The organism is Variovorax ureilyticus (assembly GCF_050632185.1).
Lineage (GTDB): Bacteria > Pseudomonadota > Gammaproteobacteria > Burkholderiales > Burkholderiaceae_C > Variovorax > Variovorax ureilyticus_A.
In genome coordinates, this window is record NZ_CP192579.1 from 939,710 (window position 1) to 965,566 (window position 25,857).

A 25,857-nucleotide genomic window follows, 5' to 3' on the forward strand; every position below is an offset into this window, starting at 1 on the left:
TTCAAACCACCGAAAGGGCTCGCATGAAGCTATCCGCATTGATGACCGCCGTCCTGCTCGCTGCCGCCGCGACGGGCGCGCAAGCGGCCGACACCCTGGCCAAGATCGCCGAGTCCGGCAAGATCACGCTGGCCTATCGCGAGTCGTCGGTGCCGTTCAGCTACCTGGACGGCGGCAAGCCGATCGGCTTCTCGGTCGAGCTGTCGAACGCGGTGGTCGATGCGGTCAAGAAGAAGCTCAACAAGCCCAACCTCGAGGTTGCGCTGATGCCGGTGACCTCTGCCAACCGCATCCCGCTGATCCAGAACGGCACCGTCGATCTCGAATGCGGATCGACCACCAACAACACGGCGCGCGGCAAGGATGTCGCGTTCGCGATCAATCATTTCTATACCGGCACGCGGCTGCTGGTGAAGAAGACCTCGCACATCAAGAACTACGCGGACCTGGCGAAGAAGCCGGTGGCGAGCACCACCGGCACCACCAACGCGCTGGTCATGCGCAAGTACAACGCCGAGAAGAACCTCGACATGGACATCGTCCTCGCCAAGGACCATGCGGATGCCTTCCTGCTGGTGGAAACCGATCGCGCGGTGGCGTTCGCGATGGACGACATCCTGCTGTTCGGCCTGATCGCCAACGCCAAGAACCCGAGCGACTTCGAGGTCGTCGGCGATTCGCTGCAGGTCGAGCCCTATGGCTGCATGCTGCCGAAGGACGATCCCGCCTTCAAGAAGGTGGTGGACGACACCATCATCGACCTCATGAAATCGGGCCGCTTCGAGAAGATGTACGACAAGTGGTTCATGCAGCCGATCCCGCCCCGGGGCACCGCGCTCGGTCTGCCGATGAGCCCGCAGCTGCGCGACAACATCAAGGCGCCCAGCGACAAACCGGCGACTTGAGCACACCCCCAGGCTTGCCCACTTCGTGTGGCCGCCAACCCCCTTGCAGGGGGCAACACCGGCGGCCCGGCGGAGCCGGTTCCGCGGTGTTTCTGGCTTGGGCTTGGGATTGACGGAAGGTGATGCTTGTGACGCATGTGGTGGGCATTCTTGGGGGTATGGGGCCTGCGGCCGGCGCGGACTTCGTGCGCCTCTTCGTGGAGGCCTGCGCGCGCCGCATGCGGGCGCGCGGCGAGCCGGTGCGGGACCAGGGCTTTCCGGAACACTGGCTGGCGCAGGTGCCGGTGCCCGATCGCACCGGCGCGCTGGACTCCGCCACGCAGGGCGCGCATCAGCCGCTCGAGCCGATGTTGCAGGCGCTGGGCCGGCTGGCTGCGCTCGGCAGCCGCGCGGTCGCGATCGCCTGCAATACGGCGCATGCGTGGCATGACGCGTTGCAGGCGCGCTTTCCCCACATCGAACTGCTCCACGTGGCGCGCGAGGTGTCGGCGCATCTCGCCGCGCAGGGCGTGCGCGACGTGGCGCTGATGGCGACAGAAGGCACCTATCGGATCGGTCTCTACGAACACGCCATGGCCGACGCGGGCCTTCGCTGCCACCTGCCGCTGGCCGACGAACGGCGCCTCCTCATGCGCGGCATCTACGACGGCGTGAAGGCGGGCGACATGGCTTTGGCTGAGGCGTGCTTCAGCGAAGTCGCGCTGCAACTGGCGCGGCGGCATGGCGCGGCGGCCATCGTGATGGGCTGCACGGAGATTCCGCTGGGACTGCAAGGCGCGGCCGCGGTCGGTGGATTGCGGCTCGTCGATCCGGCGCGGGTGCTTGCTTGCGCGCTGGCCGACCGCGCCTACGACGGGGCTTCCCGGCTCGCCGCGCATGGCGCTTGACACGATTGATAAGATGAAAAGCGAACTGGCGGCCGGTTGACCGGCTGCCAACAGCCCAAGGTGCGGATAAGCCGCATCCTCCAGCCGCTTTCCACCGAAAGCCGTCCGATGGACGGCTTTTGTTTTGCCAAACAGCGTCAAGCCGTCATGAATTTGCTAGCCATCATCGCCGCGACCCTGGCCGCCGGCATCGGAAGTGTGTGGATCGCCGCGTTGCTGCTGCGCGTGGGGGTGCGCACCGAAGGGGGCGGTGTCAATCCGCAGCATCTGCTGAGCCTCGCAGCGGGTGCGCTGCTGGCGACCGCTTTCATGCACCTGCTGCCGGAAGCCTTCGAAAGCCACATCGCACCCGGAGTGCTCTTTGCCGTGCTGCTGTTCGGGCTGGTGTTCTTCTTCCTGCTGGACAAGGCCGAACTGTGGCACCACGGGCACGAGCATCACCACGACCAAGGCGATGCGGAAGAGCACGACCACGGTCACGAACATCCGCATGTGCATGGGCATTCGCACGGCCATTCCCACGCCGCGACCGGCAAGGGCGGCGGCTGGGCGGTGCTCACCGGCGACAGCGTGCACTGCTTCGGCGACGGCGTCCTGATCGCCTCGGCCTTCATCGCCGACCTGCGGCTCGGGCTCGTCGCCGCAGTCGCGGTGCTGGCGCACGAGGTGCCCCACCACATCGGCGACCTGGTGGTGCTGCGCCAGAGTTCCGCCAATCAGCGCGCGGCGCTGGTCAAGGTGTCGCTCGCCGGCACCATGACCGCGCTCGGCGGCGTGGTCGGCTGGTGGCTGGTCGACCGTTTGCATGGATGGCTGCCGTACTTTCTGGTGCTCGCATCCAGCAGCTTCGTCTACGTGGCGCTCGCCGACCTGATCCCGCAGTTGCAGAAGCGCCTGCCCGCGCGCCAGACCGCTTTGCAGATCGTGTGGCTGGCTGTCGGCATCGTGCTGGTCACGCTCGTCAGCCGGATCGCCCACGGCGACCATGCGCACTCGCACGACGACGCCGGCCACGCGCATGAGGCGCGTGACCACGCCGATTGAGTCACGGCGGGGAGTCATGAACGTTCTGAAACGCTTGTTGCGTCTTTGCTGACAAGACGACTCCAACGGTTGGGCCCACACTCGGGATGTGCATCGTCGCGATGCGACAGCCAGTCAGCCAGGAGTCCGATCATGAAGAGCGCCGACCCCCTCTGCGTCCCGGAGAAGCCGCAGACGAACCCGAGATCGACGAGACCGATGACAACGTGTCCGAAGAGACGGAGGACGAATTCGAAGATGCCGAGGCCGAGGCGGAGGCGACGGACGAACTCTCCGAGGAAACAGGCATCGATCTCACTGATGCGAGCGAACTCGATGCGGACAATGTGCCGGCCGATGAGGAGTTCGATCGGGTGATTCAAGCACCGGATTAAGACCACCCCCAGGCTCGCGCACTTCGTGTCGCTCTCCACCCCCTGCGAGGGGGCGCCGCCGGCGGACCGGCGGAGCCGGTTCCGCGGCGGCTCACGAACGGGCGGGCGCTTTGCGCCGCCCTGGTCAGATCCTCTTTCTTAGTCTTCCAGGGTGAAGCCTACTTTGAGGGTGACTTGCCAGTGGGCGACCTTGCCGTCGACGACGTGGCCGCGGGTTTCGGTGACTTCGAACCACTGGATGTTGCGCACCGATTCGCTGGCCTTGGTGATGGCGCGGCGGACGGCGTCGTCGCTGCTGTTGGGGGAGGAGCCGGTGAGTTCGATGAGCTTGTAGACGTGGCTGGTCATGGCGTTCTCCTTGTGGTTGGTCGTTTCGGATTCGGTGCGTTGGCGCCGCCATGGTGGCACGTCGGGCGACCGCCGGGCCCCTAGTTGAAACCCGGGCATCGGTGCGACGCATGCAGGTCCCGGAAATGCGTGTGCGGGACGGGCCGTGAAATATGCTTGCCGCGTCTACTTCGCGCCGCCGGTGTACTTGGTGACGCTGTCGGCGGTCACGTGATAGCCGCTCACGCCCATCATCGAATCGTTGCGCAGGGTCTGCAGCTTCCCGGTGACCCAGACCGTGTCCATCGCGCGGAACTTCGCGCCCTGTTTCGGGCGCACGTGCAGGATCTGGTTGGCCGGCGGCGGCGGCGTGTGGATGCAGGCGCCGAAGTAGGGCACCAGCAGGAATTCGGTGACCTCGCCCTTGTTCTCCTCGAGCGGAACGATGAAGCCGGGGATCTTGACCTCGACGCCGTTCATCGCGGTGTTGGTGGGCGCGTTGTTCGACACGTCCTGCAGCTTCATCAGCAGCTCGTTGGCGCGCGGGTCGCTGTCGTCGAGCTTGCTCAGGTCCATGCCCTTGAGTTCCTTCATCGGGTCCCAGTCCTTGGGCACCAGTTCTTCCCACGAGATGACGCGCGGCTGGCCGGGTGCGGCCTTCTCGCTGCCCGCCTTGCCGCCGAGCGGGTTGGTGGGCGAGGTGGCCGAGGGCACGGGCTCGGCCGCAAGCGCACTGCCCGCGATGACCACGGCGAGAAGAAACGAAAGAGGAAGGCGCAGAGTCATCTTCAGATCCTTGGAGAAAGTCCGTCGGCCAGCGAGAGCCGGTAGGCGCGGATGCCGGGCAGCAAGCTCGCGAGCCAGCCCGCGGCGACCAGGCTTGCCAGCAGCAGCCATTCGTTCAGTGTAGGTTCGGAGAGGTGCAGGGCCAGTCCGAATTGCGATTGCAGCCAGGGCGACAGAGTCGCGATGCCCAGCGCCGCGAGCGCCGTGCCGATCACTACGCCGAGCAGCGTGACCATCCCGCCTTCGAGCGCGAGCAGCGTGAGCACATGGCGCAGATTCGCGCCGACCGCACGCAGCACCGCGAGTTCCCGCCGCCGCTCGTTGAGGCCGGCCATCACCACCGACACCAGCCCCGCGAGGCTCACCAGCGCAACCAGCGCGGACATGAGCAGCAACGCGTTCTCGCCGACGCCGATCACGCTCCACAGCTCGTCGAGCGCCACGCCCGGGAGGATGGCCATGAGCGGTTCGCCGGAATAGGTCGACACCCAGCGCTGGACCGCGAACACCGCCGCGCGGTTCTTGAGGCCGACCAGCGCGGCGGTCACGTTCTTCGGCGTGAGATCGAACTTGCGCACCTGATCGGCCGGAATCTTGACGCCCGGCATCGGCGCTCCGCCGGCCCATTCGAGGTGGATGGCCTCCATCGCACCGAGGCCGATGTGCACCGTGCGGTCGACCGGCGTGCCGGTGCGCGCGAGCACACCCACCACGGTGAAGGGCTTGTCGGCATGTTCCGCGACCAGCTCGCCGCTGCCGTGCGCGAGGGTGATCTTCTGGCCGACGCGATAGCCGAGACGGTCGGCGACTTCGGCGCCGATCACTGCATCGAAGAGTTCGTCGAACGGCTTGCCTTCGCGGATGCGCAAAGGCTGGCGGTCACCGTAGCGGAAATGCTCGAAGTACTCGGGCGTGGTCGCGAGCACCGCGAAGCCGCGGTGCGAATCGCCGAGCGACAGTGGCACGACCCAGCTCACGCCGGGATGCGCCGCAAGTGCCTGCACGCTCTTCCACTGGATGTTGTTGGTCGCCGCGCCGATGCGGAACACCGAATACAGCAGCAATTGCGTGGAGCCGGTGCGTGCGCCCACGATCAGGTCGGTGCCCGACACCGAGGACGCGAAATTCTCGCGCATCTCGGTGCGGATGCGTTCGACGCCGAGCAGCAGGAAGGTCGACAGCGCGATCGAGAGCACGGTCAGTGCGAGCGTGAAGCGGCGGTTCCACCCGCTACGCCAGGCGATGGCGAGCAGCGCGGTCATGCAGCTTCTCCCACGGCTGCGCGATTGATCTCCGGCAGCAGGATATGGCGCGCAAAGCGCTCGGCGATCCGCTGGTCGTGGCTCACGAAGACGAGCGCGCTGCGGTTCGTCTCGCAGGCCGACAGCAGGACGTCAAGAAAGGCTTCGCGGCGGTCCTCGTCGAGCGCCGAGGTCGGCTCGTCGGCGATCACGACTTCGGGGTGGCCGATCAATGCGCGTGCGGCCGCCACTCGCTGCTGTTGGCCGACGGACAGCCGGAGGGCCTGACGCCGCCACAAGCTCGAATCCAGTCCCATCTGTCCGAGCAGGTGTTCCGCCTGCGCCTGCGCCGAACCATCGCGCGTCGCCTGCGCCATGCGCCGCGCCGAGAAGCGGCACGGCAGCAGGACGTTGTCCAGCACGCTGAGATAGGGCAGGAGGTTGAACTGCTGGAAGATGTAGCCCACATGCGCGACTCGGAGCCGGTCGCGCCTGGCGCCCGAAAGCGAAGCCCAGTCGTGCCCGAGCAGCGTGATGCGCCCGCCCTGGGCGACCAGCACGCCCGCCAGCAGCGACAGCAGCGTGCTCTTGCCGCATCCGCTCGGTCCGTGCAGGAACACGGCCTCGCCGGCGGCGATGTCGAGCCGCTCGATGTCGACGCATGGCGCCTTCGCGCCTGGCCATTGGAAGCGCAGCGATTCAGCCGAAAGAACGGAACTCACGGCCGGGTCACTTGCTCCATGCGAGCCGTTCGGCGGGCCGCTTCAGCGACCGCTTGAACTGGCCTTGCGGCGATGCGATCTGCGCCTCGATCTGGCGAGGGCCCTTGAACGCGCTGAACAGGCCGATGTCGATGAACTTTGCCGCCCCTGCGTTGGTGCAGTTGAAGGCGAAAGTGCCGTCGAGATCGGCATGGCCTTCGGGCGATGCGCCTTCGGCCTCGCCGAGGCCCAGTGCCGGCGAACGCAGCGTGACCGGGCCGAGCTTGCAATTGGCGACGGGGTCGATGCGGAAGATCTGGTCCGCCGCGCGCAATTGCGCGACGACGGTCTCTGCGGCCTTCTTTTCGGCGTCGGTGCGCGGTGCGCGTTCGAAGCCGGTGAAGTTGTCGAGCGGTGACTCCATCTCGATCACGACCGTGGGCCCGTCGACGACGACGTCCAGCTTGATCTGCCCATGCACGTGCGCATGCTGGACCTGTGCGAGGACGGCGAGCGGTGTTGCGATGACGGCTGCGGTCAGCAGGAGCGAAATAAGCGGCCGGCTCGTCGGTTTCATGGTTCTGCGCCTTGCCGGATCGGCAGCCCCGGCGTGTTGCTCCACTCGCTCCAGCTGCCGGCATAGAGCGCGGTCGGGCCCAGTCCCGCGACTTGCATCGCGAGGAGGTTGGGCACCGCACTCACGCCGCTGCCGCATTGGTGGACGACCGTGGACGGATTCCGGCCCGCCAGCAAGGTTTCGAATTCGGCGCGCAATTGCGCGGCCGGCTTGAACTTCCCGTCGGGACCGAGGTTCTCGGCGAAAGGCCGGTTCAGCGCCCCGGGGATGTGACCGGCGATCGGGTCCAGTGGTTCCACCTCGCCGCGATAGCGCTGCGGTGCGCGCGCGTCGATCAGCGTCTGGTCGGCCTGCGCGAGTCGCGCGGCCACCGTCTTCGTGTCGACGAGTCGTGTCAAAGGTTCGCCGGTGACGAAATTCGATTGGAAATGCGAAGGCTCCTCGCGGTCCGTCACGGTGCCGCCGGACGTCTGCCGGGCCTGCAGGCCGCCATCGAGCACGGCCACCGCCTCGTGGCCCATCCACTTGAGCATCCACCAGAGGCGGCCGCAGTAGTTCGCGCCGTTGCGGTCGTAGACCACCGCCTGCATGTCGTTCGCAAAGCCGACGCTGGAGAGCCACCCCGCGAATTTCTCGCGGCTGGGCAGCGGATGGCGGCCGCCCGATGCCGGAGGTCCTTCTTCCTTCGCGACCACGACGCCATGCGCGCCGGCCACGCCGTGCTTCGCGCTCAGCGCCGTGTCGAGGTTGGCGTAGACCGCGCCCGGAATGTGCGCGGCGCGGTACTGCTGCGCCCCGGCGTCGGGTTTCGTGAGGTCGAAGGTGCAGTCGAACACCATCAACCGTGCCTCGCGGGCGGTCAGGGCCTGGAGCTGCTCGGCGGAAATCAGGGTGGCGTACATGAGAAGTCCTTCAATGTTCTTCGGCCGGTGCCTTGGGCAGCGAGCGTTGCCGCAGCACCGTTGCCGCAATGCCGCTCGCCACGATCAGGGCCATGCCGAGCCAGCCGGTCGCGTCGATGGGGTCGCCGAACAGCAGAACGCTGTACATCGCGGCGAACACGATTCCCGAGTACTGGAGATTCGCGACCAGGAGCGTACCGCTTTCGGTCTTGGCCGTGGCGTATGCGCGCGTCATGCAAAGCTGGCCGAGCGCGGCCAGCACGCCGACCGGCAGGAGCCAGAAGGCATGCGCCAAGGTCCAATCGCCGAACGGCGTGGAAGGGCCCAGCAGCGTGCCGAGCCCGCCCGCGACGGCCGAACCGACGGCGAAGTAGAAGACCGTGCGTGATTCGGGCTCGCCGATGCGCGACAGGGCGACCACCTGCATGTAGGCGAACGCGGCCGTCAGCCCCGACAGCAGGCCCAGCATGCCGGCGAAGCCCTGGCTGCCTTCGACGGAAGGCTTGAGCATCAGCACCACGCCGCCGAAGCCCACGAGCACGGTGAGCACCAGCGGTCCCTGCAGCGGCGGTTTCGGCGCGCGGCCGTCGCGGCCCGGCATGGGCACCCACGCGAGCAAGGCGCCGCCGACCAGGAAAGCCGCGATCCAGACGCTGCTCATGTAGTTGAGCGTCATCGCAGTGGCGAGCGGCATGTGCGCGATCGCGTAGAACCACGCGCCGAGCGACACGACGCCGATCAGGCTGCGCCAGGCATGCATGCCGGGATAGCGCGTGGCCAGCGTGACGCCGCGCTGGCGCGCGAGGACCCACAGGAAGACGATGCCGATCAGGCCGCGGTAGAAGACCAGTTCAGCAGAGGAAAACCAGGCCGACGCGAACTTCACGCACACGCCCATGGTGGCGAAGATCAGTGCCCCCAGCACCATCCATAAGGCTTGCATCAGGGGCGAGTCACATGTTTTTTCGATACCACTCGTGGAATTGCTGCATGCCGTCTTCCATGGGGCTCTGGTACGGGCCGCTCTCGTCGTCGCCGCGCAGCATGAGCGCGCGGCGGCCGGCGTCCATGCGTTCGGCGATCTCGTCGTCCTCGACGCAGGTTTCCATGTAGGCGGCCTGCTGCGCTTCGACGAACTCGCGCTCGAAGGCGACGATTTCCTCGGGGTAGAAGAACTCGACCATGTTGAGCGTCTTCTGCGGCCCGATCGGGTGCAGCGTGGACACCGTGAGCACGTGCGGATACCACTCCACCATGACGTTCGGGTAGTAGGTGAGCCAGATCGCACCGTACTTCGGCGGCTTGCCTTCGCGGTACTTCAGGAGCTGTTCCTGCCAGCGCTGGTACACCGGACTGCCGGCGCGGCCGAGCCTGTTGGCCACGCCGACCGTCTGCACGGAATAGTGCTCGCCGAACTCCCAGCGCAGGTCGTCACAGGTCACGAAACTGCCGAGCCCCGGGTGAAACGGCCCGACGTGATAGTCCTCGAGATAGACCTCGATGAAGGTCTTCCAGTTGTAGTTGCACTCGTGCAGCTCGACGCGGTCGAGCGCGTAGCCCTCGAAGTCGAGATCGGCCCGCGCACCGAGCTTCGCGAGGTCGGCCGCCACGTCGCGGGTACCGGGGTTCGTGCTCCGCTCGAACAGCAGGCCGTTCCATTCGGTCAGCGGATAGTTGTGCAGGTTGAGGCAGGGGTCCTGCTCGAAGTGGGGTGCGCCGATCAGCGTGCCGGTGGTGCGCGGATCGGCCGCCGCGTAGGTCCAGCGGTGCAGGGGGCAGATGATGTTGCCGCCACTGGTCGGGTCGAGTGCGCCGCGACCCTGGAGGATGAGCGCCTGCCGGTGGCGGCACACGTTGGAGATCAGCTCCACGCCCTTGGGCGTGTGGACCAGCGCGCGGCCCTGGTGCTCCTGCGGCAGCGTGTGGAAGGTGCCTTGCTCGGGAACGGCCAGCCGATGGCCCACATAGCGCGGGCCGGCGGCGAAAGTGTCTGCATCTCGCGGGCGTAGAGCGCCTCGTCGAAATATGCGGTAACCGGAAGTTGGCTCGAAGCCTGCTGCAGTTGAAGACTTAAATCAGACATGGGTGACCTGACCAAGCTCCCCACAGGGAGAAAGAGGAACGGATGGCCGTCTTGAATGCGTGCGATGACGTGCGACGGCCCCAAAAGAAAATGGGTCAGCATCTGCCGGCCCGGGGAACCGCGGATTGTACCCTTCGGGATGCGTTCGGGTCCCCCGCCCTAAAATGTAGGGTTTCACCCACGATCGCCGCATGCCCAAGGTGCCTTCCTCCTCCCAGCCGGCCGAGTCCGCCGCGCCCGATACCGGCGCGTTGCCGGCCACCTATGAAGCCGGCCTGCAGGAGCTCGAACGACTCGTGACCGAACTCGAATCGGGCCAGTTGCCGCTCGACCAGCTCCTGGGCAGCTACCAGCGGGGCGCGGCCCTGCTGGCCTTCTGCCGCGACAAGTTGCAGGCGGTCGAGGACCAGATCAAGCTGCTCGACGCGGGCAGCCTCAAGGTCTGGACCGGCGAATGACGACGTTCGCCGAAACCTCGCGGTGGGATGCCGCCCGTCTGGCCGCGTGGAGCGAGCCCCTGCTTGCGCGTGTCGAGTCCGCACTGTCCGACTGGGTCGGCATCGATGCGCCCGTGCAACTGGGCGACGCGATGCGCTATGCCGTGCTCGACGGCGGCAAGCGGCTTCGGCCGCTGCTCGTGCTGGCCGCCAGCGAGGCGGTCGACGGTCATGCCGAAGCGGCCTTGCGCGCCGCCTGCGCGGTCGAGCTGATCCACGCCTATTCGCTGGTGCACGACGACTTGCCGTGCATGGACAACGACGTGCTGCGCCGCGGCAAGCCCACGGTGCACGTCAAGTTCGGCGAAGCCGGCGCGCTGCTGGCGGGCGATGCCTTGCAGGCGCTCGCGTTCGAGCTGCTCACGCCCGACGGCACCGGCATCTCGCCGGTGGTCCAGTCGACGCTGTGCCGCCTGCTGGCGCGCGCCGCTGGCAGCCAGGGGATGGCGGGCGGCCAGGCGATCGACCTCGCCAGCGTCGGCGTCGCCTTGACCGAAGCCGAACTGCGCACTATGCATCGCCTGAAGACCGGCGCGCTGCTGCAGGGCAGCGTCGAGATGGGTGCGGCCTGCGGCAATGCGCTCGCGCCCCAGTCGCTCGCGGCGCTGCGCGACTACGGCGCCGCGGTGGGTCTCGCCTTCCAGGTGGTCGACGACATCCTCGACGTCATCGCCGATTCCGAAACGCTCGGCAAGACCGCGGGCAAGGACGCCGCGAGCGACAAGCCCACCTATGTCTCTTTGCTCGGCCTCGACGGCGCGCGTGCACAGGCGCGTCAGTTGCTGGCCAAGGCCCTCGAAGCGCTGGATCGCAGCGCGCTGGCCGACACGGGCGCCCTGCGCGCGCTCGCCCACATGGTCGTCGATCGCGATCGATAACGACAAGACTTTGCACATGGCTCCGCTGCTTCCCACCATCCACGACCCTTCCCAGCTGCGGCAAATGGACCGCGCCCAGCTCAAGCAACTCGCCGACGAAGTGCGCAGCTGCGTGCTCGACAACGTGTCGCGCACCGGCGGCCATCTGAGCTCGAACCTGGGCACGGTGGAGCTCACGGTCGCGCTGCACCACGTCTTCAACACGCCGCACGACCGCCTGGTGTGGGACGTGGGCCACCAGACCTATCCGCACAAGATCCTCACCGGGCGGCGCGACCGCATGCCGACGCTGCGCCAGCTCGGCGGCATCTCCGGCTTTCCGCAGCGCACCGAGAGCGAATACGACACCTTCGGCACCGCGCATTCGTCCACCAGCATCTCGGCCGCGCTCGGCATGGCCCTGGCGGCACGGCAGAAGGGCGAGGACCGCCATTCGGTGGCGATCATCGGCGACGGCGCGCTCACGGCCGGCATGGCCTTCGAGGCGCTCAACAACGCGGGCGTGTGCGACGACTGCAAGCTGCTGGTGATCCTGAACGACAACGACATGTCGATCAGCCCGCCGGTGGGTGCGCTCAACCGCTATCTCGCGCAACTCATGAGCGGCAACTTCTACTCGGCCGCGAAGAACGTCGGCAAGAGCGTGCTGCGCGCCGCGCCGCCGCTGTTCGAGCTGGCGAAGCGGCTGGAGCAGCACGCCAAGGGCATGGTGGTGCCGGCCACGCTGTTCGAGCAGTTCGGCTTCAACTACGTCGGGCCGATCGACGGGCACGACATCGATTCGCTGGTGCCCACGCTCGAAAACCTGAAGCACCTGCGCGGTCCGCAATTCCTGCACGTGGTCACGAAGAAGGGCCAGGGCTACAAGCTGGCGGAGGCCGATCCGGTCGCCTACCACGGACCGTCGAAGTTCGACCCGGCCGTCGGGCTCGTCAAGCCGGCGACGGCGCCCAAGCAGACCTTCACGCAGGTCTTCGGCACCTGGCTGTGCGACATGGCCGCGAAGGACGGTCGCCTCGTCGGCATCACGCCGGCGATGCGCGAGGGTTCGGGTCTCGTCGAGTTCGAGAAGCGCTTCCCCGAGCGCTACTACGACGTGGGCATCGCGGAGCAGCATTCGGTGACCTTCGCGGCGGGTCTCGCGTGCGAGGGCCTCAAGCCGGTGGTCGCGATCTATTCGACCTTCCTGCAGCGCGCCTACGACCAGCTCATCCACGACGTCGCGATCCAGAACCTGCCGGTGGTCTTCGCGCTCGACCGCGCGGGCCTGGTGGGTGCCGACGGCGCGACGCATGCGGGCGCCTACGACATCTCGTTCCTGCGCTGCATTCCCAACATGAGCGTGGCCTGCCCGGCGGATGAAGCCGAGTGCCGGCAGTTGCTCACCACCGCCTACGAGCAGAATCATCCGGTCGCGGTGCGATATCCGCGCGGGTCGGGCGCCGGCGTCACGCCGCCGCAGTCGCTCGACGGGCTGCCGTTCGGCAAAGGCGAGATCCGCCGCGAAGGCCGCAGGATCGCGATCCTCGCCTTCGGCACCTTGCTCTACCCGGCGTTGAAGGCGGCGGAGTCGCTCGATGCCACCGTGGTCAACATGCGATGGGCCAAGCCGCTCGATGTCGAGCTGCTGCTCAAGGTCGCCGGATCGCACGACGCGATCGTGACGGTGGAAGAGGGCGCGATCATGGGCGGCGCGGGCAGTGCGGTGCTCGAGGCGCTGCAGGCCGCGGGTCTGCAGAAGCCGGTGCTGCAGCTCGGCCTGCCCGACCGCTTCATCGAGCACGGCGACCCGGCGAAGCTGCTGTCGGGTATCGGCTTGGACGCCGAGGGCATCGAACGCTCGATCGCGCAGCGTTTCGACAGCGTGGTTTCCGCAGGGAAGACCCGGCCCGGGGTCGTGTAGATGGATCGTCGTTCCCTCATCAAAAACGCCGGCATTGCAGGCGTCCTGGCCGCCGGCATCGCGCCCGCCGTCCATGCGCAAGCCGCCGTGCGCTGGCGTCTCGCGTCGAGCTTCCCGAAGTCGCTCGACACGATCTACGGCACGGCCGAGACCTTCGCAAGGAGCGTGAGCGACATGACGGGCGGCAATTTCCAGATCTCGGTCCATGCGGGCGGCGAGCTGATGCCGGCCTTCGGCGTGGTCGACGGCGTTCAGGACGCAGCGATCGAAATGGCGCACACCGCGCCCTACTATTTCTACGGCAAGGACCCGACCTTCTGTCTCGGCTGCGCGGTGCCCTTCGGTCTGAACACCCGCCAGATGAACGCATGGATGTACGAAGGCAACGGCCTGAAGCTCATGCGCGAGTTCTACGCCAGGTACAACATCTACAACCTGCCGGGCGGCAACACCGGCGCGCAGATGGGCGGCTGGTTCCGCAAGGAGATCAGGTCGGTGGCCGACCTGAAGGGCCTGAAGTTCCGCACCAACCCGTTCGCCGGCCGCGTGCTCGAACCCTTGGGCGTGATTCCCCGGTCCCTCCCCGGCGCCGACCTGTACCCTGCCCTCGAAAAGGGCACGCTCGATGCGCTGGAGTGGGTCGGTCCCTACGACGACCAGAAGCTCGGCTTCAACAAGGTCGCGCAGTACTACTACTACCCCGGCTGGTGGGAAGGCGGTGCGCAACTGGACTTCTACATCAACACCAAGGCCTGGGAAGGCCTGTCGGCGGAGTACAAGGCGATCGTTTCGGCTGCCGCCGCACAGGCCAACATCGGCATGACCGCGAAGTACGACGCGCGCAACCCGATCGCGCTGAAGCAACTCGTGCACTCCGGCACCAAGCTGCGACCCTTCTCGAAGGGCGTGACGGAGGCGGCCTTCAAGTCGGCCCAGCAGATCTACGCCGACCTGAACAGCACCAACCCCGAGTGGAAGAAGGTGTACACCGATTACGCCAGGTTCCTGGCCGACCAGAACGCCTGGTTCCGCTTTACCGAGGGCAGCTTCGACCGCTTCATGCAGGCGCAGAAGCTGTAGATCGGTTCGCCGCGCCTCAGCCGCCGAGGTAGGCGTCCTGGACCTTCGGGTTACCGAGCAGCTCGCGCCCGCTGCCGGTCAACACGATCTTCCCGGTCTCGATCACATAGGCGCTGTCGGCGATCTTGAGTGCCTGCCGCACGTTCTGCTCGACCAGGAAGATCGTCAGCCCCGCCTTGTTGATCTCGCGCAGCGTGCGGAAGATGTCCTGCACGATGATCGGCGCGAGGCCCATCGACGGTTCGTCCAAGAGCAGCACGCGCGGTTTCGCCATCAGTGCACGGCCGATCGCCAGCATCTGCTGCTCGCCGCCCGAGAGGTTGCCGGCGAGCCCGTCGGCCCGTTCCTTCAGCCGGGGGAACAGCGTGTAGATGCGTTCGAGGTCGTTGGCGCGCTGGGCACGGCTGTCGCGGCGCGTGTAGGCGCCGAGTTCGAGGTTCTCGCGCACCGTCAGCGTCGTCAGCGTGGCGCGGCCTTCGGCCACCTGCACCATGCCCGAGGCGACGATGCGGTGCGGCGACTGGGCCGTGAGGTCCTGCCCGTCGAGCACCACCCGTCCGGCCGCCTTGGCCACAAGGCCCGACAACGCGAGCAGCGTGGTCGACTTGCCGGCGCCGTTGGCCCCCACCAGCGTGGTGATGCGGCCTTCATGCAGTTCGAAATCGATGCCCTTGACCGCCTCGATGTGGCCATAGGCGACCCGCAGTCCTTCGACCTTCAGCAGAGGCGCTGCGCTCATCGCGTCACCCCCTCGTTCGTCGCTTCGTCTTCCTCGCGACCGAGGTAGGCTTCGATCACCTGCGGATCGTTGCGGATCTGGTCGGGATTGCCGCGCGCGATGATGCGGCCGAAGTTCAGCACCGCGATGTGCTCGCACAAGCCCATCACGAAGCGCATGTCGTGTTCGATCATGAAGATGGTGTAGCCGCGGCCCGCGATGTTGCGGATCTCGTGCATCAGTTCGGTCTTTTCGGTGCTGTTCATGCCCGCCACCGGCTCGTCGAGCAAGAGCAGCTTCGGGTCGGTGGCGAGGGCGCGCGCGAGTTCGAGCTTGCGCTGGTCGCCGTACGAGAGGTTGTCGGCCACGTCGTCGCCCTTGTGATCGAGACGGACCCACGAGAGCAGCTCGCGCGCGCGATCGCGCGCCCGCTTCTCCTCGCCGCGGAAGAGGCCCGTGCCGGCCAGCAGCCCGAATGCGCCATAGCGCAGCTTGGCGTGCATGCCGACCATCACGTTCTCGAGCAGCGACATCTCCTTGAAGATGCGGATGTTCTGGAACGTGCGGGCGATGCCCGCGCGCGTGATCTGGTGGGGCTTGAGTCCCGCGAGGTCGCGGCCTTCGAAGCGGATCGAGCCGCCGGTGGTCGGCAGCAGGCCCGTCGTCAGGTTGAAGACCGTGGTCTTGCCCGCGCCATTGGGTCCGATGAGGCCGAAGACGCCGCCCTGCGGCACGTCGAGGTTCACCTCCTGCAGCACCTTGAGGCCGCCGAAGTGGCGCGAGACGCTGTCGAGCTGGAGAAGCGATGCCGTCATGCCATCGCTCCCTTGCGCCCGAACCATTGGCGCAAGCGCGCCGGGTCCCAGATGCCCTTCGGCAGGAACAGCACGATCAGCACCAGGATCACGCCGTTGACCACCAGCCGGAAATCGCCGAACGCGCGCAGCGCCTCGGGCAGCACCGTGAGGATCACGCCGCCGAGCACGGGACCGGTCAGGCCGTTGATGCCGCCGAGCACGGTCATCGTCAGGATGTCCACGCCGCGGTCGAAGCCGTATTCGTTCGGCCCGATGAAGAAAGTCAGGTGCGCATTGAGCACGCCCGCCAGTCCCGCGATCGCGGCGCCGAGCACGAAGGCCAGCATCTTGTGGCCGCCGACGTCGATGCCCATCAGGCCGGCGGCGGTCTCGTCTTCCTTGATCGCCTCGAAGGCGCGGCCGACCTTGGAGCGGCGCAGCCGCCACAGCCCGAACAGCACCAGCACCACGGCGAGCAGCACGTGCCACCACTGCGTGGCCTGCGGAATGCCGTTGAGGCCCAGCGCGCCGCCCGTGAGCGATTCGGCATTGAGCACCACGATGCGCACCACCTCGCCGAAAGCGAGCGTCGCCATCGCGAGATACACGCCCGACAGCCGCAGCGTCGGCTTGCCGATCACGAACGCCGTCAGGGCCGGCGCCGCCATGCCGGCCGCGATCGCGACCGGGAAGGGGGCGCCGTAGTTCATCGACAGGATCGCCGAGGTGTAGGCGCCGATGCCCATGAAAGCGGCATTCGCCATCGCGAGCATGCCGCACGAGAGCGTGAGCCAGATCGACAGCGCCAGCAGCGCATTGGTGCCCAGGGTGAGCACCAGGTTGCTGTAGACCGACCAGAAGTTTTCGAGGACGGTCATACCTTGCGCTCCTGTACCGTGCCGAAGAGTCCCTTGGGCCGCACCAGCAGCACGAGGAACAGCAGGCCGAACGCCACCGCGTCGCGCATGGTCGAGCCGATGTAGGCCACCGACAGCACCTCCGCGAAGCCGAGGAACAGGCCGCCCAGCATCGCGCCGCGGATGTCGCCCATGCCGCCGAGGATGATCACCGCGATGCCCTTGTGCAGCATCGGCTGGCCCATGAGCGGAAACACCGCGTTGGAATAGAGCCCGATCAGCACGCCCGCGAGTCCGCCCAGCGCGGCGGCCGCGAACGAGGTCAGGAAGAAAAGCCCCTCGACATTGATGCCGAGCAGGTAGGCCGCCTTCGGGGACTCGGCGATCGCGCGCAGCGCGCGGCCCAGTTGCGTGCGCTTGAGCGCCAGCATGAGCACCGCCATCAGCACGAACGACAGCAGGATGATGCCCAGCTCCAGCGCGGTGAGGTGGATGCCCGCAAGATTCAGCGACTCGCCCGACACCGCGTCCGCCGGGAAGCGCACGTTCTGCGCGCCGAACAGGCCCTGCACGCCGTTGTTGAGGATGATCGCCACGCCGATGGTCGCGATCATCGGGATCAGGTGCGGCGCATTGCGTGCGCGCAGCGGCTTGAGCACCAGGAAGTCGATCAAGAGCCCCAGGAGGCCGCAGGAGACGAACGCGAACAGCAGTCCGATCCATAGCGGCAGATCGAAATGCGCCATGACCTGCACGGCCGCGTAAGCGCCCACCATGAAGACCGCGCCGTGCGAAAGATTGATCACGCCGAGCACCCCGAAGATCAGGGTGAAGCCCAGCGCAAAGAGCGCATAGACGCACCCAAGAGAGAGCGCGTTAACCAGTTGCTGTTCAAGCATCGTGGTCCCATTCAAAAAAACATAAAGCGGGGCCGAAAGCCGGCTCCCGCCATCCCAGAAACACCGCGGAACCGGCTTTGCCGGTCCGCTGGTGCTGCCCCCGGCAGGGGGTGCCCGAGCTACACGCAGTGAGCGAGGCTGGGGGGTTACTTGGTAATAACGAACTCGGAACCCTTCGTCACGCTGACGATGGGCAACTGCTGGGCGTCGTAGCCGGCCGGCTTGCCGCTCTTGTCGTTGGCGCGGCGGAACTGGAACGCGCCGGTGGCGCCAGTGTGCTTCACGGACGGCAGCGCCTCACGCACGGCGGCGCGGTCGGCCGCGAGGTCGCCGCTCACCTTGACGTTCTTGAGCGCCTGGGCCGCGATGTACATCGCGTCATAGGCCTGCGCCGCGAACTGGTCGGGCGCCGTCTTGAACTTCTCGGTGTAGGCCTTGATGAACTTCGTGTTCTCGGGCGTGGCGTTGCTGGACGACCAGGGGCTGCCCACGTAGAGGTTGTCCGACTGGCCCTTGGCGAGTTCGAAGATCTTCACCGAGTTCATGCCGTTGCCGCCGATGACCGGCACGTTCAGGCCGAGCTGGCGGGCCTGCACCATGATCGGTGCGCCTTCGGCGAGCAGCGCCGACAGCACGATCGCATCCGCGCCGCTGGCCTTGATCTTGGTGAGCTGGGCCTTGAAGTCCACGTCGCCCTTGGCGAAGGTCTCGGTGGTGGTCACCGGGATCTTCAGGTCTTCGAGCGCCTTCTTGAAGTTGTCGTAGCCGCTCTTGGTGAAGACGTCGTCGTTGCCGTAGAGCACGGCCACCTTCTTGATGCCGGCGTTCTTGACGGCGGTCTTGATCGTCTCGGGCAGCACGTCGGCTTCGGTCACCGAGTTGCGGAAGACGTGGTCGCCGATCGAGGTGATGCCGTCGGCCGTGTTGGACGTGCCGAAGACCACTGTCTTGGCGGCCTGGGCGATCGGGTCGGCGGCCTGCGCGGAGTTCGACAGCGTCGGTCCGAAGACCATCAGCACCTTGTCCTGGAAGATCAGCTTCTTGAAGACGTTGATCGCCTCTTCCTTCTTGCCCTGCTCGTCGGCGACGACCAGTTCGATCTTGTTGCCGTTGATGCCGCCGGCGGCATTGATCTCGAGGGCGGCCAGTTCGAAGCCGTTGCGGATGGCGGTGCCGTACTGGGCGGCGCCGCCGGACAAGGCTTCGGCGACGCCGATCTTCAGGTCGGCCGCCTGTGCGGCAGGACCGAAGGCGGTGAACGCGGCAAACGCGGCGATGGCGAGAAGCGGGTTCTTGAGCGGGAAGCGTCTCATGATGAAGAGTTCTTTCTGGTCAGGGGAAAGTGAGGGCGCGTATTTTATAAGTGGGGTGGCGCTGCCTGCCGGCGGTTATTCCCCCGGGCAACGCCGAGTTGACGTCGCCAGCGCGCGGATCGTCATAATTCCCGATGCCTTCGAGCCCGTCGTCGTCGACGCCTTTCAGCATTTCCGGCGCCCCGCAGGCGATCGATTCGCCGGACGTGCGCCGCGCCGGCCGCGACCTGCTGTCGCTGGCGCTGATCGATGCGCGCAACCACACGCTGCAACTGCTGTCGCTCTACGAGGAGGCCCTCGGCTCGGCGACGCTCGCGATGCCGCGCGTCGAGGGCGTCGATCCGCCGGTTTGGCTGGCCGGGCAGATCGGATGGTTCGCCGAATGGTGGATCGCCCGCAATACCCAGCGCGCGTTCGGCGCCGAGTGCCCGGTCCGGCCCACGCGGCTTGCGGCCATCGAGCCGAACGCAGACGCCTGGTGGAACCCCTCGCAGGTTCCGCCGGCCGAACGGTGGTCGCCCGACATGCCGGATCTCGCGCAGACCAAGGCCTACCTGCTCGAAACGCTGGAAATCACGCTGGAACTGCTCGAGCACGCGGCGGAGACGGACGCGGGCCTTTATTTCTACCGGCTCGCGTTGTTTCACGAGGACATGTGCGGCGAGCAGCTCATCGTGATGGCGCAGACGCTGGGTTTGGGACTGGGTATCGAACTGCCGCCGGCCGCCGTCGCCCGCCAGCCGGTGCTGGTGCCGGGCACTGCCTGGGAACTCGGCATGTCGGGGCCGGGTTTCGCATTCGCGCAGGAATGCGGCTCGGAACGCGCCGACGTGCCGGAATTCGAGATCGATGCGCAGCCGGTCACCTGGAGCCAGTTCGTCGAATTCGTCGACGACGGCGGCTACGACCGGCCCGAGCTGTGGCGCCCGGAGGGCCAGGCGTGGCTGGCCGCCCAGGTCGACGGCCGGCGCGGCCCGCGCCACGTCGAACAGATCGGATCGACGCGCGAGGGCGGCGGCTCGGTGCTGCAGCAGCGGTTCGGCCGAACGGTGCGCGCCGCGGACAACCAGAGCGTGGTACATGTGAGCTGGTGGGAAGCCGACGCCTGGGCGCGCTGGGCCGGCCGCCGGCTGGCGACCGAAGTCGAATGGGAGATCGCGGCGCACACCGCGATGAACCGCGGCTTCCGCTGGGCCGACGTCCATGAGTGGACCGCGGGCACGCTGCGGCCGTGGACCGGGTTCCGCGCCGATCCCTGGAGTGAGGGATCGGCCTTCGATCCGAAACCCGCCTTCGGGCGCGCGCGCGTGCTCCGTGGTGCGTCGTTCGCGACCCGTGCGCGGTTGCGCTCGCCCAAGCGCAGGGACTTCGCGGCGCCCGATCGCGACGATGGCTTCTTCGGTTTCAGGACCTGCACGCTGTGAGCGTCGCCGGCGCCATCCTCAGCCCGGCTTCTTCGTTTTGAAGCTCCACCATGGCAAGAGTCGGCTCAGCGACTGCACGTTGCCGCTGTCCGCGTTCTCGTAGCCCGGCAGGGTGCCGAGCTGATGCTGCCGGGCCTTGCCGCGCAGCAGGGTCAAGAGGGCCTGGATCGCCGGCTGGTCCAGCGCGGACTTGAGGCAGGCGAGGTGGTATCGCTCATGCACCAGCGGCACGAAGCCCAGGCCCAGGGCGCGTGCGGCGGATTCGATGCCGAGACCTGCGTCCGCCTGACCCGATGCGATCGCGTGGGCGACCGCGGTGTGCGAAGGCTCGTTGCGCGCGTAGCCGGCGATCGCGTCCGCGCCACGCCCGTCGCGTTCCAGCAGTTCGTCGAACAGCACACGCGTGCCGGTGCCGAGCGGCCGGTTCACGTAGCGCACCTGTCGCTCGGCCACGTCGCTCAGATGGCGCAATCCCAGCGGATTGCCGGCCGCGACGATCAGTCCCTGCGTGCGCCGCGCAAAGCCGATCAGCTTGTGCAGGCCGGGCTTCAGCAGCGGCTTGTAGGTGCGCTGGGCGAGCGAGCCGTTGGGCGAATGCTCCAGCGTGTGAAAGCCGGCCATCACGCAGCGCCCCTGGTTCAACGCACTGATCGCATCGACGCTGCCGGTGAAGCGGATGTCGAGCTGCAGGCGCGCGGTGGCTGCCGCGTGGCCGCGAAGGAGGACCAGCGCGTCGTCGTGGCTCGCATGCAGGCTCAGCACGTGCGTGCTGTCGTCGAAGGCAAGCGCGAACGCGCGTTCAAGATCGGCGTGCAGCGCCTCGATCTGCGGGGCGAGCCGCGCCTGGGCCTGCCGCTCGGCCCACAGCAGCTTGTCGCCGAACTCCGAGAGCTGCGCCGAGCGACCCTGCTCGCCCGTGACCAGCGCGTGGCCGAGCACATCTTCCCAGCGCCGGAGTTCGCCCCAGACGTGCCGATACGAAAAGCCCAGCGCGCGCGCCGCCGACGAGATGGAGCCGTGTTCGCGCACCGCGTGCAGCAGTTCCATGAGCGGGTTGCGGATCAGCGTTCGGCCGCTTCTGCGTGGCGCGATGGCGTAGGAGAGTTCTATATGGTGCACGGTGGGCGGCTGGAAGCAGGAGCCCGGGGGATTATGCAAATGCATTCCAGACGCATTCCGGAACTTATGAAAGTGATTGCATAAGCCGCGGTGGCAATTTGCTCCACACTGCCCCGCGTTTTGCTCTCCCTCACGAATGAACACCTTCTCAGACAGCGTCTCCGCCGCAGGCCAGCTCCTCGCTTCGGGCGACCCGGTGTTGCTGGCGATCGTCGGCCGGTCGCTGGCGGTCAGTGCGACGGCGTGCGCGCTCGCCTGCGGCCTGGGTCTGGTGCTCGGCGCCTGGATCGCGGTCGTGCGTTTTGCGGGACGCCCGCTGCTCCTGATCCTGCTCAACACGCTGCTCGCGCTGCCTTCGGTGGTGGTCGGTCTGCTGATCTACCTACTCCTTTCGCGCTCGGGGCCCCTGGGCTTCCTGGGCTGGCTGTTCAGCTTCAAGGCGATGGTGCTGGCGCAGACGATCCTCGTCCTGCCGGTCGTCACCGCACTGACGCGGCAGACGATCGAGGATGCCGATCGCGCGCACGGCGAACAGCTGCGGTCGCTCGGCGCCAGCCCCTTCGCGCGTGCGCTGCTGCTCGTGGCGGACGAGCGCTATGCGCTGGTCACGGTCGTGATCGCCGCCTTCGGCCGTGCGGTGTCGGAAGTCGGCGCGGTGATGATCGTCGGCGGCAACATCGACGGCTTCACGCGCGTGATGACCACCGCCATCGCCCTCGAGACCAGCAAGGGCGATCTGCCGCTGGCGCTCGCGCTCGGCTTCGTCCTCCTGGGGGTGGTGCTGGTGCTCAACCTGGTGATCGCGGCGGTGCGCAGCTGGCGCGAGCGCGTCGATGGCGCGGTGGCCGATCCGGCGGTCAGACGCCATCTGGAGGTGGCATCGTGAGCGGGTTCGCCAACGCCGAGCCGCTCTTCAGCCTGCACGACGTCGACGTGCGGTTCGGGCGCGTGCTGGCCCTGTCCGGAGCCACGCTGTCGATCCACGCAGGCGAGCGCGTCGCGCTGATCGGCGCGAACGGCAGCGGAAAGAGCACCCTGCTGCGGGTGTTGCACGGGCTGGTGCCGCACTCCCGGGGTGCTTTCGTCAGCCGCGTGCGGCGTCGCCGGCAGGCGATGCTGTTCCAGCGGCCGCACATGCTGCGCGCGAGCGTGCGCAACAACGTCGCGCTCGCGCTCTGGCTGCACGGTGCGCCGTGGCGCAATGCGCAGCGCGAGGCCATGGTGGCGCTCGCGCGCGTCGGCCTCGCCGATCTCGTGGACCGCAACGCCCGCACGCTGTCGGGCGGCCAGCAGCAACGGATGGCGCTGGCCCGCGCCTGGGTGCTGCAGCCGGACGTGCTGCTGCTCGACGAACCCACCGCGAGCCTCGACCCGACCGCCAAGCGCGATGTCGAAGCGCTCATCGCCGATGCGGCGCACGGCCGCACGCTGGTGTTCGCCAGCCACAACCTCGGGCAGGTCAAGCGCCTCGCGAGCCGTGTCATCTATCTCGAGCACGGCCAGCTGCTCGCCGACCTGCCGGTCCACGATTTCTTCAACGGGCCTCTGCCCCGTGAAGCACGTCTGTTCGTCAAAGGAGAAGCTCTGTGACACTCACCCTCATGCGCCTTCGGCGCTCGCCCTCTCCGGGGGCCATTCCGGCGGCCCGCCAAAGCCGGTTCCACGGGATTCCCCGGCTTGGCCGCGCCGGTCTGCATGCGTTGATCGCGTCGGGCGCGATCGTTCTTTCGGCGGCGGCGCCGTCCGCGAGCGCCGAAACCATCACCATGGCCTCGACCACTTCGACCGAGCAGTCCGGCCTGTTCGGCCATCTGCTGCCGGCGTTCAAGCAGGCCACCGGCATCGACGTGAAGGTGGTCGCGGTCGGCACCGGTCAGGCGATCGATATGGCCAAGCGCGGTGATGCGGACGTGCTCTTCGTCCACGACACCGCAGCCGAAGAGAAGTTCGTCGCGGAAGGCTTTGCGGCCAAGCGCTTCCCGGTCATGTACAACGACTTCGTGCTCATCGGGCCGAAGGACGATCCGGCCGGCACGAAGGGCCGCGACATCGTCGCCGCGCTCAGGAAGGTCGCCGCCGCCAACGCGCCCTTCGTGTCGCGCGGCGACAAGAGCGGCACCGACGCCGCCGAGCGCCGCCTGTGGACGCAGACGGGCCTCGCCGAAGCCGGCCAGCCGGTGCCGGGCGAGAGGAAGGGCGCGGGCTACAAGGAATGCGGCTGTGGCATGGGCCCGGCGCTCAACATCGCGGCTTCGACCGGCGCCTACCTGCTGGCCGACCGTGGTACCTGGCTGAGTTTCAAGAACCGCGCCGATCTCGCGGTCCTGGTGGAGGGTGACAAGCGCCTCTTCAACCAGTACGGCGTGATGGTCGTCAGCCCGGCCAAATTCCCGCAGCTCAACAGCGCAGGGGCGCAGAAATTCGTGGATTGGGTGATTTCGCCCGCGGGTCAGTCGACGATCGCCTCGTACAAGATCGCCGGCGAACAGCTCTTCTTCCCCAACGCCGCAGGCAAATGAGTGAACCAGAAACCCCGCGGAACCGGCTTTGCCGGGCCGCTGGGGTTGCCCCCGGAAGGGGGTGCAGAGCCACACGCAGTGGGCGAGGCTGGGGGCGAGCTACCTGTCCACGGGCAGGTAGAGGCTTTCCTTGACCTCTTCCATCACGACATAGCTGCGTGATTCGGCGCTGACGGGGAGCTTTTTGAGCAGATCTCCGAGCAGGTTGCGGTAATCGCTCATCGCGCGCAGGCGTGCCTTGATCAGGTAGTCGAAGCCGCCGGACACGAGGTGGCATTCCATGACCTCCGGCACGTGCATCAGTTCCTTGCGCACCTTGTCGAACACGTCGCCCGACTTGGACGAGAGCGTGACTTCGACGAAGACCAGCAGCGTCTTGCCGAGGGCCTGCGGGTCGACGCGCGCGTAGTAGCCGGTGATGACGCCTTCGCGCTCCATGCGGCGCACGCGCTCGGAGCAAGGCGAGGTCGAGAGGCCGATCTGCTCGGCCAGATCGGTCATCGAAATGCGCCCCTGGCGCTGGAGGATGTCGAGGATTTTCCGGTCCGTTCGATCGAGCTCGATCATTTCACTCCTTCGGGCCCAAAAGCGGCCAAATATCAGCGAAAACAACTGTCATGGCGACTGATTTCAGCGAAGTTTATGGCAATGTGAGAGATACGCTTAGCTCATTTCCTGAATCGGATGGGTTTTGCGATGAAAGTGATTGTTCTGGGTGGCGGCGTCATCGGTGTCACGACCGCGTACTACCTCGCCAAGGCTGGCGCCGAAGTGACCGTGCTCGACCGCCAGAGCGGCGCCGCGCAGGAAACCAGCTTCGCCAATGCCGGGCAGGTCTCGCCTGGCTATTCAACGCCGTGGGCCGCGCCGGGCATTCCGTTCAAGGCGCTCAAGTGGATGTTCCAGAAGCACGCACCGCTGTCGATCCGTCCGGACGGCACGCTGTTCCAGTTGCGCTGGATGGGGGCGATGCTCAAGAACTGCTCGCCCGACCGCTACGCCGTCAACAAGGAACGAATGATGCGCGTGGCCGAATACAGCCGCGATTGCCTGCGGCAACTGCGCGCCGAAACCGGCGTGCGCTATGAGCACCGCACCCAGGGCACGCTGCAGCTCTTCCGCACGCAGGCACAGCTCGATGCGGTGCAGCGCGATGTGGCCGTGCTCGAAGAATGCGGCGTCCCGTATCAGCTGCTCAGTCGCGAGCAGCTCGCGTCCGTCGAACCGGCGCTGGCGCGCACCGGCGATCTGCTCGCCGGCGGCCTGCGCCTGCCGAACGACGAAACCGGCGACTGCAACATGTTCACCAAGGGCCTGGCCGAGGTGGCGCGCGGGCTCGGCGTTCATTTCCATTTCGATCGATCGGTCGAGCGTCTCGTCACCGAAGGCGGCCGCATCACCGGCGTGCGTCTGGCCGGTGGAGAGGTGCTCACCGCCGACCGCTTCGTGCTGGCCTTCGGCAGCTACTCGCGCGATTTCATCGCGCCGCTGGGGCTGGACATCCCGGTGTATCCGGTCAAGGGCTATTCGCTGACCGTGCCATTGGTCGATCCCGCACTGGCGCCGCAATCCACGGTGCTCGACGAAACCTACAAGGTCGCGGTCACCCGTTTCGACGACCGCATCCGCGTCGGCGGCATGGCCGAGCTCGGCGGCTTCGACCTGCGGCTGAACCCGCGTCGCCGCGAGACGCTCGAGCGCGTCGTGACCGATCTGTTCCCCGGCGGTGACCTGGCGCGCGCCGACTTCTGGACCGGCTTGCGCCCGATGACGCCCGACAGTACGCCGATCATCGGCGCCACGCCGTACACCAACCTGTTCCTCAACACCGGCCACGGCACGCTGGGATGGACCATGGCCTGCGGCTCGGGCAGGGTGGTCGCCGATCAGGTGATGGGCCGCCGTCCCGACATCCGCACCGACGGCCTTTCGGTCGATCGCTACCTCGCGCCGGCATCCGGCGGGCGGCGCATCGCGCGGCCGGCGGGCGTGCCCGCATAACCTCCCGCGTCATCGACCGGCGGCG

27 protein-coding genes and 1 pseudogene are annotated in these 25,857 nt (G+C 67.2%); 13 read left to right on the plus strand and 15 right to left on the minus strand.

Translation table 11 applies throughout. The features are described from left to right. The first annotated feature begins 23 nt into the window (after nt 1-23). From ACQ858_RS04550 to ACQ858_RS04565, 4 genes are all read left to right on the plus strand, one after another. The gene (locus tag ACQ858_RS04550; RefSeq protein ID WP_431275609.1) at nt 24-905 is read left to right on the plus strand and encodes a transporter substrate-binding domain-containing protein; all 882 of its coding nucleotides are present in this window, start codon (nt 24-26) and stop codon (nt 903-905) included. A 122-nt stretch (nt 906-1,027) separates the two neighbouring features. Further along, nucleotides 1,028-1,792, plus strand: coding sequence for an aspartate/glutamate racemase family protein (locus ACQ858_RS04555; protein WP_431275610.1), 765 nt, complete (start codon nt 1,028-1,030; stop codon nt 1,790-1,792). 147 nt (nt 1,793-1,939) lie between these two features. Continuing rightward, nucleotides 1,940-2,836, plus strand: coding sequence for a ZIP family metal transporter (locus ACQ858_RS04560; protein ID WP_431276784.1), 897 nt, complete (start codon nt 1,940-1,942; stop codon nt 2,834-2,836). A gap of 101 nt (nt 2,837-2,937) precedes the next feature. After that, on the plus strand, nt 2,938-3,210 hold the full coding sequence (locus ACQ858_RS04565; protein WP_431275611.1) for a hypothetical protein: 273 nt from the start codon (nt 2,938-2,940) through the stop codon (nt 3,208-3,210). A gap of 138 nt (nt 3,211-3,348) precedes the next feature. On the opposite strand, the gene ACQ858_RS04570 is transcribed toward ACQ858_RS04565, so the two are convergent. The 8 genes and pseudogenes from ACQ858_RS04570 to ACQ858_RS04605 form a co-directional block, all read right to left on the minus strand. After that, nucleotides 3,349-3,558 carry a dodecin gene (locus ACQ858_RS04570; RefSeq protein ID WP_431275612.1) on the minus strand — a complete coding sequence of 70 codons (210 nt, stop codon included), beginning with the start codon at nt 3,556-3,558 and terminating at the stop codon, nt 3,349-3,351. Between the two features lie 165 nt (nt 3,559-3,723). Beyond that, entirely contained in the window at nt 3,724-4,323 is a 600-nt protein-coding gene (locus tag ACQ858_RS04575) for a DUF3299 domain-containing protein (protein WP_431275613.1), read from the minus strand. A 2-nt stretch (nt 4,324-4,325) separates the two neighbouring features. Continuing rightward, nucleotides 4,326-5,585: an ABC transporter permease gene (locus ACQ858_RS04580; protein WP_431275614.1), complete on the minus strand. Its 1,260-nt coding sequence runs from the start codon at nt 5,583-5,585 to the stop codon at nt 4,326-4,328. Then, nucleotides 5,582-6,286: an ABC transporter ATP-binding protein gene (locus ACQ858_RS04585; RefSeq protein ID WP_431275615.1), complete on the minus strand. Its 705-nt coding sequence runs from the start codon at nt 6,284-6,286 to the stop codon at nt 5,582-5,584. Before ACQ858_RS04585 ends, ACQ858_RS04580 begins: the two co-directional genes overlap by 4 nt. 7 nt (nt 6,287-6,293) lie before the next feature. Then, on the minus strand, nt 6,294-6,842 hold the full coding sequence (locus tag ACQ858_RS04590) for a DUF2796 domain-containing protein (RefSeq protein WP_431275616.1): 549 nt from the start codon (nt 6,840-6,842) through the stop codon (nt 6,294-6,296). Continuing rightward, the gene (locus ACQ858_RS04595; protein WP_431275617.1) at nt 6,839-7,744 is read right to left on the minus strand and encodes a sulfurtransferase; all 906 of its coding nucleotides are present in this window, start codon (nt 7,742-7,744) and stop codon (nt 6,839-6,841) included. The genes ACQ858_RS04590 and ACQ858_RS04595 overlap by 4 nt, the downstream gene beginning before the upstream one ends. Before the next feature lie 10 nt (nt 7,745-7,754). Further along, on the minus strand, nt 7,755-8,687 hold the full coding sequence (locus ACQ858_RS04600) for a DMT family transporter (RefSeq protein ID WP_431275618.1): 933 nt from the start codon (nt 8,685-8,687) through the stop codon (nt 7,755-7,757). Nucleotides 8,688-8,697: 10 nt separating this feature from the next. Continuing rightward, nucleotides 8,698-9,827 (minus strand): annotated as a pseudogene (locus tag ACQ858_RS04605) (aromatic ring-hydroxylating oxygenase subunit alpha). A 191-nt stretch (nt 9,828-10,018) separates the two neighbouring features. Between ACQ858_RS04605 and xseB the strand changes: the two are divergent. Genes xseB through ACQ858_RS04625 form a run of 4 tightly spaced genes read left to right on the plus strand, consistent with a single transcriptional unit; the run spans nt 10,019 to nt 14,185 of the window. Continuing rightward, a complete protein-coding gene (gene xseB, locus ACQ858_RS04610; protein ID WP_431275619.1) occupies nt 10,019-10,285 on the plus strand; it encodes an exodeoxyribonuclease VII small subunit in 267 nt (88 codons plus the stop codon). Beyond that, nucleotides 10,282-11,202: a polyprenyl synthetase family protein gene (locus ACQ858_RS04615; RefSeq protein WP_431275620.1), complete on the plus strand. Its 921-nt coding sequence runs from the start codon at nt 10,282-10,284 to the stop codon at nt 11,200-11,202. The genes xseB and ACQ858_RS04615 overlap by 4 nt, the downstream gene beginning before the upstream one ends. Nucleotides 11,203-11,218: 16 nt before the next feature. Further along, a complete protein-coding gene (gene dxs, locus ACQ858_RS04620) occupies nt 11,219-13,105 on the plus strand; it encodes a 1-deoxy-D-xylulose-5-phosphate synthase (RefSeq protein ID WP_431275621.1) in 1,887 nt (628 codons plus the stop codon). Continuing rightward, nucleotides 13,106-14,185, plus strand: coding sequence for a TRAP transporter substrate-binding protein (locus ACQ858_RS04625; RefSeq protein WP_431275622.1), 1,080 nt, complete (start codon nt 13,106-13,108; stop codon nt 14,183-14,185). Between the two features lie 16 nt (nt 14,186-14,201). Here ACQ858_RS04625 and ACQ858_RS04630 read toward each other — a convergent pair whose 3' ends face one another. The 5 genes from ACQ858_RS04630 to ACQ858_RS04650 form a co-directional block, all read right to left on the minus strand. After that, nucleotides 14,202-14,924, minus strand: a complete 723-nt coding sequence (locus ACQ858_RS04630; RefSeq protein ID WP_431275623.1) for an ABC transporter ATP-binding protein — start codon at nt 14,922-14,924, stop codon at nt 14,202-14,204. Next, entirely contained in the window at nt 14,921-15,718 is a 798-nt protein-coding gene (locus tag ACQ858_RS04635) for an ABC transporter ATP-binding protein (RefSeq protein WP_431275624.1), read from the minus strand. Before ACQ858_RS04635 ends, ACQ858_RS04630 begins: the two co-directional genes overlap by 4 nt. Continuing rightward, nucleotides 15,715-16,578 (minus strand): branched-chain amino acid ABC transporter permease, encoded by an 864-nt coding sequence (locus tag ACQ858_RS04640; RefSeq protein ID WP_431275625.1) that lies wholly within the window; start codon nt 16,576-16,578, stop codon nt 15,715-15,717. The genes ACQ858_RS04635 and ACQ858_RS04640 overlap by 4 nt, the downstream gene beginning before the upstream one ends. Beyond that, nucleotides 16,575-17,456, minus strand: a complete 882-nt coding sequence (locus ACQ858_RS04645; RefSeq protein WP_431275626.1) for a branched-chain amino acid ABC transporter permease — start codon at nt 17,454-17,456, stop codon at nt 16,575-16,577. The genes ACQ858_RS04640 and ACQ858_RS04645 overlap by 4 nt, the downstream gene beginning before the upstream one ends. 146 nt (nt 17,457-17,602) lie before the next feature. Then, nucleotides 17,603-18,769 (minus strand): ABC transporter substrate-binding protein, encoded by a 1,167-nt coding sequence (locus tag ACQ858_RS04650; protein WP_431275627.1) that lies wholly within the window; start codon nt 18,767-18,769, stop codon nt 17,603-17,605. A 134-nt stretch (nt 18,770-18,903) separates the two neighbouring features. Here ACQ858_RS04650 and ACQ858_RS04655 point away from each other — a divergent pair, with 134 nt between their 5' ends. Beyond that, complete coding sequence (locus tag ACQ858_RS04655; RefSeq protein ID WP_431275628.1) at nt 18,904-20,193, plus strand: SUMF1/EgtB/PvdO family nonheme iron enzyme; 1,290 nt, start codon at nt 18,904-18,906, stop codon at nt 20,191-20,193. Between the two features lie 18 nt (nt 20,194-20,211). Here ACQ858_RS04655 and ACQ858_RS04660 read toward each other — a convergent pair whose 3' ends face one another. Continuing rightward, on the minus strand, nt 20,212-21,312 hold the full coding sequence (locus ACQ858_RS04660) for a substrate-binding domain-containing protein (protein WP_431275629.1): 1,101 nt from the start codon (nt 21,310-21,312) through the stop codon (nt 20,212-20,214). A 136-nt stretch (nt 21,313-21,448) separates the two neighbouring features. Between ACQ858_RS04660 and ACQ858_RS04665 the strand changes: the two genes are divergently transcribed. The 3 genes from ACQ858_RS04665 to ACQ858_RS04675 are packed head-to-tail and all read left to right on the plus strand — an operon-like array spanning nt 21,449 to nt 23,831. Continuing rightward, complete coding sequence (locus tag ACQ858_RS04665; RefSeq protein ID WP_431275630.1) at nt 21,449-22,198, plus strand: ABC transporter permease; 750 nt, start codon at nt 21,449-21,451, stop codon at nt 22,196-22,198. Continuing rightward, nucleotides 22,195-22,902 (plus strand): phosphate ABC transporter ATP-binding protein, encoded by a 708-nt coding sequence (locus tag ACQ858_RS04670; RefSeq protein ID WP_431275631.1) that lies wholly within the window; start codon nt 22,195-22,197, stop codon nt 22,900-22,902. Before ACQ858_RS04665 ends, ACQ858_RS04670 begins: the two co-directional genes overlap by 4 nt. After that, complete coding sequence (locus ACQ858_RS04675) at nt 22,899-23,831, plus strand: substrate-binding domain-containing protein (RefSeq protein WP_431275632.1); 933 nt, start codon at nt 22,899-22,901, stop codon at nt 23,829-23,831. The genes ACQ858_RS04670 and ACQ858_RS04675 overlap by 4 nt, the downstream gene beginning before the upstream one ends. A gap of 99 nt (nt 23,832-23,930) precedes the next feature. Here ACQ858_RS04675 and ACQ858_RS04680 read toward each other — a convergent pair whose 3' ends face one another. Next, complete coding sequence (locus ACQ858_RS04680; RefSeq protein ID WP_431275633.1) at nt 23,931-24,398, minus strand: winged helix-turn-helix transcriptional regulator; 468 nt, start codon at nt 24,396-24,398, stop codon at nt 23,931-23,933. 129 nt (nt 24,399-24,527) lie between these two features. Between ACQ858_RS04680 and ACQ858_RS04685 the strand changes: the two genes are divergently transcribed. Next, entirely contained in the window at nt 24,528-25,832 is a 1,305-nt protein-coding gene (locus ACQ858_RS04685; protein WP_431275634.1) for a D-amino acid dehydrogenase, read from the plus strand. The last annotated feature ends 25 nt before the right edge of the window (nt 25,833-25,857 follow it).

Coding starts and splice junctions, on each gene's coding strand:
- ACQ858_RS04600 (WP_431275618.1), bottom strand. CDS start 8,687: ATGCAAGCCTTATGGATGGTGCTGGGGGCACTGATCTTCGCCACCATG.
- ACQ858_RS04650 (WP_431275627.1), bottom strand. CDS start 18,769: ATGAGACGCTTCCCGCTCAAGAACCCGCTTCTCGCCATCGCCGCGTTT.
- ACQ858_RS04680 (WP_431275633.1), bottom strand. CDS start 24,398: ATGATCGAGCTCGATCGAACGGACCGGAAAATCCTCGACATCCTCCAG.
- ACQ858_RS04580 (WP_431275614.1), bottom strand. CDS start 5,585: ATGACCGCGCTGCTCGCCATCGCCTGGCGTAGCGGGTGGAACCGCCGC.
- ACQ858_RS04550 (WP_431275609.1), top strand. CDS start 24: ATGAAGCTATCCGCATTGATGACCGCCGTCCTGCTCGCTGCCGCCGCG.
- ACQ858_RS04645 (WP_431275626.1), bottom strand. CDS start 17,456: ATGCTTGAACAGCAACTGGTTAACGCGCTCTCTCTTGGGTGCGTCTAT.
- ACQ858_RS04615 (WP_431275620.1), top strand. CDS start 10,282: ATGACGACGTTCGCCGAAACCTCGCGGTGGGATGCCGCCCGTCTGGCC.
- xseB (WP_431275619.1), top strand. CDS start 10,019: ATGCCCAAGGTGCCTTCCTCCTCCCAGCCGGCCGAGTCCGCCGCGCCC.
- ACQ858_RS04625 (WP_431275622.1), top strand. CDS start 13,106: ATGGATCGTCGTTCCCTCATCAAAAACGCCGGCATTGCAGGCGTCCTG.
- ACQ858_RS04570 (WP_431275612.1), bottom strand. CDS start 3,558: ATGACCAGCCACGTCTACAAGCTCATCGAACTCACCGGCTCCTCCCCC.
- ACQ858_RS04560 (WP_431276784.1), top strand. CDS start 1,940: ATGAATTTGCTAGCCATCATCGCCGCGACCCTGGCCGCCGGCATCGGA.
- dxs (WP_431275621.1), top strand. CDS start 11,219: ATGGCTCCGCTGCTTCCCACCATCCACGACCCTTCCCAGCTGCGGCAA.
- ACQ858_RS04640 (WP_431275625.1), bottom strand. CDS start 16,578: ATGACCGTCCTCGAAAACTTCTGGTCGGTCTACAGCAACCTGGTGCTC.
- ACQ858_RS04635 (WP_431275624.1), bottom strand. CDS start 15,718: ATGACGGCATCGCTTCTCCAGCTCGACAGCGTCTCGCGCCACTTCGGC.
- ACQ858_RS04655 (WP_431275628.1), top strand. CDS start 18,904: ATGCCTTCGAGCCCGTCGTCGTCGACGCCTTTCAGCATTTCCGGCGCC.
- ACQ858_RS04590 (WP_431275616.1), bottom strand. CDS start 6,842: ATGAAACCGACGAGCCGGCCGCTTATTTCGCTCCTGCTGACCGCAGCC.
- ACQ858_RS04555 (WP_431275610.1), top strand. CDS start 1,028: ATGCTTGTGACGCATGTGGTGGGCATTCTTGGGGGTATGGGGCCTGCG.
- ACQ858_RS04565 (WP_431275611.1), top strand. CDS start 2,938: ATGCGACAGCCAGTCAGCCAGGAGTCCGATCATGAAGAGCGCCGACCC.
- ACQ858_RS04630 (WP_431275623.1), bottom strand. CDS start 14,924: ATGAGCGCAGCGCCTCTGCTGAAGGTCGAAGGACTGCGGGTCGCCTAT.
- ACQ858_RS04685 (WP_431275634.1), top strand. CDS start 24,528: ATGAAAGTGATTGTTCTGGGTGGCGGCGTCATCGGTGTCACGACCGCG.
- ACQ858_RS04575 (WP_431275613.1), bottom strand. CDS start 4,323: ATGACTCTGCGCCTTCCTCTTTCGTTTCTTCTCGCCGTGGTCATCGCG.
- ACQ858_RS04595 (WP_431275617.1), bottom strand. CDS start 7,744: ATGTACGCCACCCTGATTTCCGCCGAGCAGCTCCAGGCCCTGACCGCC.
- ACQ858_RS04665 (WP_431275630.1), top strand. CDS start 21,449: ATGAACACCTTCTCAGACAGCGTCTCCGCCGCAGGCCAGCTCCTCGCT.